General features: G+C 38.7%; 7 protein-coding genes. All 7 read left to right on the top strand.

The features are described 5' to 3' along the window. A partial coding sequence (locus tag V7149_RS24270; RefSeq protein ID WP_335348138.1) for a dihydrolipoyl dehydrogenase family protein occupies positions 1–1,311 on the top strand: 1,311 nt, incomplete at its 5' end. A gap of 122 nt (positions 1,312–1,433) precedes the next feature. Further along, entirely contained in the window at positions 1,434–2,552 is a 1,119-nt protein-coding gene (gene hppD / locus V7149_RS24265) for a 4-hydroxyphenylpyruvate dioxygenase (protein ID WP_335348137.1), read from the top strand. Then, complete coding sequence (gene hisC, locus V7149_RS24260) at positions 2,485–3,678, top strand: histidinol-phosphate transaminase (RefSeq protein WP_335348136.1); 1,194 nt, start codon at positions 2,485–2,487, stop codon at positions 3,676–3,678. The genes hppD and hisC overlap by 68 nt, the downstream gene beginning before the upstream one ends. Next, the gene (locus V7149_RS24255) at positions 3,653–4,273 is read left to right on the top strand and encodes a flavin reductase family protein (RefSeq protein WP_335348135.1); all 621 of its coding nucleotides are present in this window, start codon (positions 3,653–3,655) and stop codon (positions 4,271–4,273) included. Before hisC ends, V7149_RS24255 begins: the two co-directional genes overlap by 26 nt. A 4-nt stretch (positions 4,274–4,277) precedes the next feature. Then, positions 4,278–5,189 (top strand): fumarylacetoacetate hydrolase family protein, encoded by a 912-nt coding sequence (locus tag V7149_RS24250; RefSeq protein ID WP_335348134.1) that lies wholly within the window; start codon positions 4,278–4,280, stop codon positions 5,187–5,189. A gap of 14 nt (positions 5,190–5,203) precedes the next feature. Next, on the top strand, positions 5,204–6,355 hold the full coding sequence (locus V7149_RS24245) for a homogentisate 1,2-dioxygenase (protein WP_335348133.1): 1,152 nt from the start codon (positions 5,204–5,206) through the stop codon (positions 6,353–6,355). 272 nt (positions 6,356–6,627) lie between these two features. After that, positions 6,628–6,809: hypothetical protein (locus V7149_RS24240; RefSeq protein WP_335348132.1), on the top strand; the 182-nt coding region annotated here is incomplete at its 3' end.

Genomic DNA, 6,809 nt, shown 5'->3' with positions numbered 1-6,809 from the left:
GGAGAAATCGGAGGTGTATGCCTAAATAAGGGCTGTATCCCGTCTAAAGTCCTGACCCATGGCGCTGCTAAATACGAATCCTTGAAAGAAATGAATGAACTCGGAATTGAAGCTGGCAGTGTTAAGTTTAATATGGATAAGCTTCAAGCTTACAAAAATAAAACGATTAATCAGCTTCGAGATGGTGTCCTTTCTTTATGTAAAGCGAATAAGGTTGAAATCATTCACGGATCGGCGTTTTTTCTATCAGAAGATCGGATTGGTGTTGAAAATGGGGATCAATATGATATTTATCGTTTTAATTATGCGATCATTGCTACTGGGAGCTCTCCGAAACCACCGGAAGGAATACAAATTGATCATGAAAGAGTTCTAAATTCTTGGTCGATCACCAATCTTGAAATAGTGCCTGAAAAGCTTTTTGTTTATGGTCATGACTATATTGCATTAGAAATAGCGATGGCCTTTATCGCTATTGGCTCTGAAGTTGTACTTATTAACGAACATGATGACTTCATGTTAGATTCATCGATAAACCGTGAGCTTATTCGAATATTAAAGAAAAAACATATTCAAGTACTCAAAAACAACTTCATTTCAGAAGCATATACTAAGGATGAACAAGTAAGCATTTATATAAAAAATAAGACAGGCACAGAAGAAATAACTGGTTCACATTTATTTGTTTCCGGCAGACAAATCCCAAACACAGATCAATTAGGGATTAATCGGTTAGGGATAGAAACTGCCAAAAACGGATTTATAGTCGTTAATCACGAGTGCCGTACTTCAAAGAATCATATATTTGCCATTGGTGATGTGACAGAAGGTCCATGTTTAGCTGTTAAAGCCATTAAGCAGGGCAAGACAGCTGCAGAAGCAATTGCAGGTATAAGAACTGAGGCAGATTTGCGTTTTCTGCCAATCATAGCTCATACTAGCCCTCCTATTGCCTATGTAGGTCTAACTGAGGAAGAAGCCATTAGGCAAAGGCACTCAGTAGATACAGCGCATTTTCCATTATCTGCGAATGGCTATGCAGCCATCCTTGGAAAAAAAGAAGGAATGATTAAAGTGATTTTCGATAAGGATCATCATCTCTTACTTGGAATGCACATCATTGGATATGGGGCCGTTGAACTAATTTCCAGCGGAGTGTTCTCGCTTGAAATGGCTGCAAGAGATGAGGATTTGCTGTTCCCCTTATACCCGCATCCAAGCTTAAACGAAGGGTTACTAGAGGCAGTAGAAGCAATAAAAAACCAAGCCATCCACCTACCTCCAAATTTGATGAAAAAAATAAAGGTTTAAATAGCACGTTCCTTTAATGCAGATGTGCATTATAGCTTTAACATGTACTCTTGAGAACATTGTCACTATTCATATAATATTAATTCAGAATATTATAAATTTCGGAATTAGGGGGAGCTAGCATGAAAGAAAAAATCACGGAAAGCAAGCAGAAAGTGGAGGATTTTTTTCCGGTAAAGGAAGTTGATTATTTAGAAATTTACTCGGGCAATGCAAAACAATCCTGTTACTTTTTTTGCTCCGCTTTTGGCTTTAAGCCTGTGGCATATTCTGGGCTTGAGACGGGTAATAGAGAAACCGTTTCCTATGTTCTTCAGCAAAGAAAAATTCGTCTCGTCATTACAGGCTCCTTAACCGAAGCGAGCAGAGTCTCATCATTTGTGAAAAAGCATGGGGACGGAGTAAAGGATGTTGCTTTAACGGTAGATGATGTGGAGAAAGCATATAAAGAAGCTGTTTCAAGAGGGGCAATTGAAATTATGCCTCCGTTCGAAATCAAGGATGAGCATGGTACTGTTAAAAAGGCTGTCATCGGAACATATGGGGATACGATCCACACTTTAGTAGAACGGAATAACTATAAAGGTGTTTTCATGCCAGGTTATGAACCAATTAATATGAATATACCAATTGAAGATGCAGGTTTTATTGGAATTGATCATGTTGTCGGCAATGTGGAAAGTATGGAAGAGTGGGTTAGTTATTATGCAAATGTTATGGGTTTTAAAGAGATGACACACTTCACGGACAAAGATATTAGTACGGAATATTCTGCATTGATGTCTAAGGTCATGCATAATGGCGGCAGAATTAAATTCCCGATAAACGAGCCTGCTGAAGGAAAACGTAAATCACAAATAGAAGAGTATCTAGAATTTTACAATGGACCAGGTGTTCAGCATCTAGCGCTTCTAACAGAAGATATTGTCAGTACGGTCAGCATACTTCGCAAAAATGGAGTAGAATTCTTGAATACACCTGCCGCCTATTATGATGAGGCTTTATCGAAGCGTGTCGGCAAAATTGATGAGGAAATTGAAAAGCTGAAAGAACTAAGTATTTTAGTAGATCGTGATGATGAGGGTTATTTACTGCAAATCTTTACGAAGCCAGTTGTTGATAGACCAACATTATTTATTGAAGTGATCCAGCGTAAAGGCGCAAGAGGATTTGGTGAAGGGAATTTCAAGGCTTTGTTTGAATCCATTGAACGAGAGCAGGAAAGAAGAGGTAATCTATAACTTTATGGTCAAAATCAAAACAAAAAGTATACTAGAAGAAATTCAATCATATCCCCTTGGGCTTTCGCCAGACGAAATAAAAGAGAAGTACAATCTAAATAGAGTGTGGAAAATGTCTGATAATGAAAACGTTTATGGGTGCTCACCAAAGGTAAAAGAAGCTATTCATCAGCATTTGCAAACGCTGCATTTATATCCGGACGGAAACACTTCTGAGTTAGTAAGCGGGCTCGCTTATTTTTACAACCTCGAGGAAGATCAGTTTTTCGCTGGGAACGGATCAGACGAAATCATTAGACTGCTTACCCGTGCTTATATTAACAAGGGTGATGAGGCTTTGATGGCTGACATCACCTTTCCCCGATATGAAACGAATGTTGTGATAGAGGGCGGGACTGCGGTCAAAGTCCCTTTGGCAAACGGAGTTCATAATTTATCAGCTATGCTTGATATGATTACACCAAAAACGAAAATGATATTTATTTGCAATCCTAATAACCCTACAGGAACGATTGTAGGAAAAGAGGAGTTAAATAACTTTATTGAAAACATCCCAGAAAATGTCCTAATCGTTATAGATGAGGCTTATTACGAATATGCGACAACCGAGCATTATTTACAATCCATTCCTCTTCTGGAAGCGCATCCAAATTTAATCATTTTAAGAACCTTTTCAAAAATATATGGGCTAGCCGGGCTGCGTGTTGGGTACGGAATGATGCATCCATCTATTGTAAAAGAACTAAATAAAGTAAAAGAAGTGTTTAATGTAAATCAGCTAGCTCAAGCAGCAGCTGTTCGGGCAATAGAGGCCCAAGAGTTTATCACAGAATGTGCCGAAAAAAACGCTAAGGAAAGAATTTTTATCACTGAACAGCTGCGGAAATTAGAATTAGAATTTTTCCCTTCCGAAGCAAATTTTCTATTTGTTTATAGCCAGTATTCATTGTCAAAAGGGTTGATTTCGAATGGGTTTCTCGTAAGACCGATGAAGCTCAGCAGCTATGCTGATGCATTTAGATTCACTTTAGGCACAAGGGCTGATAATGTAGCTTTCCTTCAAGCACTTAGGCGAATCTTAAAAGATGGGCGGTGTGAGGATGGAAATAACACCAGGGAATCTTGAATGGAGAGAGGCATATAAGCTATTAGTTGGTTCTATTTTACCGCGCCCAATTGCTTTTGTTACAACGATAGATAAACAAGGGATTGTCAATGCAGCCCCATTTAGCTTCTTTACGGCCATTTGTGCGGATCCGATGCTGATTTGCTTCTCGCCAATGAGGAGAGGTACTGATGGAGCAAAAAAGGATACCCTTACGAACATTGAAGCCAGAAAAGAATTTGTTATTAATATTGTCAGCGAGGATTTTGTAGAGAAGATGAATATGTGTGCAACAGATTTTCCCCCTGAGATAGACGAATTAGATGTAGCGGGCCTTACAAAATTAAACAGCCATATAGTAAAGCCACCAAGAATAGGAGAGTCCAAGATCCACCTTGAGTGTACGCTTTATGAGGCTCTTCATTTTGGCGAACAGGCAGGAGCCGGCAGTCTAGTAATTGGAAAGGTTGAACATGTTCATGTTGCTGATGAACTCTATGACAAGGGAAGAATAAACTCGGAGAGATTAGAGCCTATAGGTCGGCTTGCAGGTCAAATGTATACGAAGCCATTGGCAGATACGTTTGAATTAATCCGTAAAATAAATTCAGGGTGATGATATGAAATTTGTAACCTTTCAAAAAGAGGACGGTTCTATTAGAGCGGGTTGGATGATTGGTCATAGCCATGTGATGGATATGCATGAAGCCTCAAATGGAGTACTGCCTAAAGACATGCTTTCTTTTCTGGAAAACCATCCGTACTTTTTAACCTATATATCTTCTAAACTATCAACTACAGATCATGGCGTGTATCCCCTAGAAAAAGTGGCACTTAAAGCACCACTGCCAAACCCTAAAAGCTTTCGGGATTTTTATGCATTTGAAGAACATGTAAAAACCGCTAGAGAAAACCGTGGTTTAGAGATGATTCCGGAATGGTATGACATCCCCGTCTTTTACTTTTCTAATCATTTAGCGATTAAAGGGCCGAATGAAATGATAAGTAGACCAAAACATTGTCATTGGCTTGATTATGAATTGGAAATTGCTTGTGTGATTGGAAAGGAAGGAAAGGACATTAAGGCTGAGAATGCGGACGACTATATTTTTGGCTATTGCATTTTGAATGACTGGAGTGCGAGAGACATTCAGAGAAAAGAAATGAAGGTCGGACTAGGTCCCGCTAAAGGAAAGGATTTTGCCACATCAATAGGTCCTTATATTGTTTCAAAGGATGAGTTAGAAAAGCACCGCATCGAAAATGGCTATGACTTATCGATGACAGCAAAGGTGAATGATGTTCTGCTTTCAGAGGGTAATATGAGTGATATTTATTATTCATTTGCTGAAATGATTGAAAGGGCATCAGACGGAGTAACCTTATACCCTGGTGACTTAATTGGTTCTGGAACAGTGGGAAGCGGCTGCATATTAGAGCTCGGGACAGATGTCCACCGCTGGCTGGAGCCTGGTGATGAAGTCGAACTAGAAATAACCGCACTCGGTGCTATAAAAAACATTATCGAATAAAGTGAGGTGGAAAAATGATTTACAGGCAGATGGGGAAAATCCCTCACAAGCGCCACACGATGTTTAAAAAAGAGGACGGCAGTCTTTATAGAGAACAAGTTATGGGAACAAAAGGCTTTTCTGGAACTCAATCAATTCTTTATCATCATTACATGCCAACAGAAGTAGTCCGTTCGGAACTAATCGGCAAATATTTGCCAGAGTATGAGGACCAAGCACCACTAAAGCACAGGCATCTAATGACAGATAAGCTTCAGAAAAAAGGGGATGCGCTAAAAGCGAGAGAATATTTATTAGGGAATGATGATTTGCTTATTGGCACAGCAAAAATAAATCAGCCGATGAAAAGTTTTTACCGGAATGGTGACGGGGATGAAATGATCTTCATTCATTATGGAACTGGGGTTATTGAGACAATGTTTGGAACGATTACTTATTGTCCAGGGGACTATGTAATGATCCCGATCGGTACTATTTACCGAGTCATTCCGGATGCGAATGAAGAGACGAAGGCATTGATTATTGAGTCTTTTAGCCAAATTGTTACACCGCGAAGATATCGGAATGAGTTTGGGCAATTATTGGAGCATAGTCCATTTTGTGAGCGGGACATACGCGGGCCAGAGTTTTTAGCAACTTTTGATGAAAAGGGAGAATATGAAGTTATTACAAAGACGAGGGGCTATCTTCATTCTCATGTGCTGAATCATCACCCATTAGATGTTATTGGGTGGGATGGCTATCTCTATCCATGGGTATTTAATATAGAAGATTTCGAGCCGATAACGGGAAGAGTGCATCAGCCGCCGCCTGTTCATCAAACGTTTGAGGGACATAATTTTGTTGTCTGCTCCTTCGTTCCAAGATTGTTCGACTATCATCCTGAATCCATTCCCGCACCCTATTACCATAGCAATGTAAATAGCGATGAATTACTTTACTATGTAGAAGGGAATTTCATGAGCAGGAAGGGGATTAATAAGGAATCGATTACTCTTCATCCGAGCGGGATTCCTCATGGGCCTCATCCAGGTACGACAGAAGCAAGTATCGGGAAGAAGGAAACACTTGAATTAGCTGTTATGATTGATACGTTTAAGCCTCTCCGCGTGGTCAAACAAGCTTTAGCAATTGAAGATGAGAAGTATATGTATACTTGGGTTTAATTAGATACAAATAATAAAGACACACATTCATTTAAAACAATATTACTTTCACAATCAATTAAAAAATCCCGATTTTTCTTTTCAAATTGAGAAAATTATCGGGTTTTTTTAAATTTTTATTAACTCAAAAAGAATCTACTTCTAAATCCTCTATCAACATTTAATACAAAATTTTATGAACATGGATTTATTGCAGAAACGCAAGAAATAGCAGTTCAGCTAAATACCTTTTTAGAGAAGTGAAAAATTTACTTGGGAGTAAAAATCGTGTTATGAAAAATTTCATGAATGAGCTTAATAACACATCAAAGACGCCAAAACACAATCTGCGTTATGTTGTGTTAACCTTCGTTTTGGCAATAAGCATTATGTTTTTTGTCTTAAATGAAATATTGATTGAAAATGAACAAATAACAACAACAGAACAACAGTCTCCAACAAAAATGGATTCAGA

The sequence above is a fragment of the Bacillus sp. JJ1503 genome, from assembly GCF_036965125.1.
Lineage (GTDB): Bacteria > Bacillota > Bacilli > Bacillales > Cytobacillaceae > Cytobacillus.
The sequence above is the reverse complement of the archived record's forward strand: the minus strand, read 5'-3'. Positions and strand labels throughout refer to the sequence as shown.

What these genes read in the sequence shown, in the direction of transcription:
- hppD (WP_335348137.1), top strand. Translation starts at nt 1,434, where the DNA reads ATGAAAGAAAAAATCACGGAAAGCAAGCAGAAAGTGGAGGATTTTTTT.
- V7149_RS24255 (WP_335348135.1), top strand. Translation starts at nt 3,653, where the DNA reads ATGGAAATAACACCAGGGAATCTTGAATGGAGAGAGGCATATAAGCTA.
- V7149_RS24250 (WP_335348134.1), top strand. Translation starts at nt 4,278, where the DNA reads ATGAAATTTGTAACCTTTCAAAAAGAGGACGGTTCTATTAGAGCGGGT.
- V7149_RS24245 (WP_335348133.1), top strand. Translation starts at nt 5,204, where the DNA reads ATGATTTACAGGCAGATGGGGAAAATCCCTCACAAGCGCCACACGATG.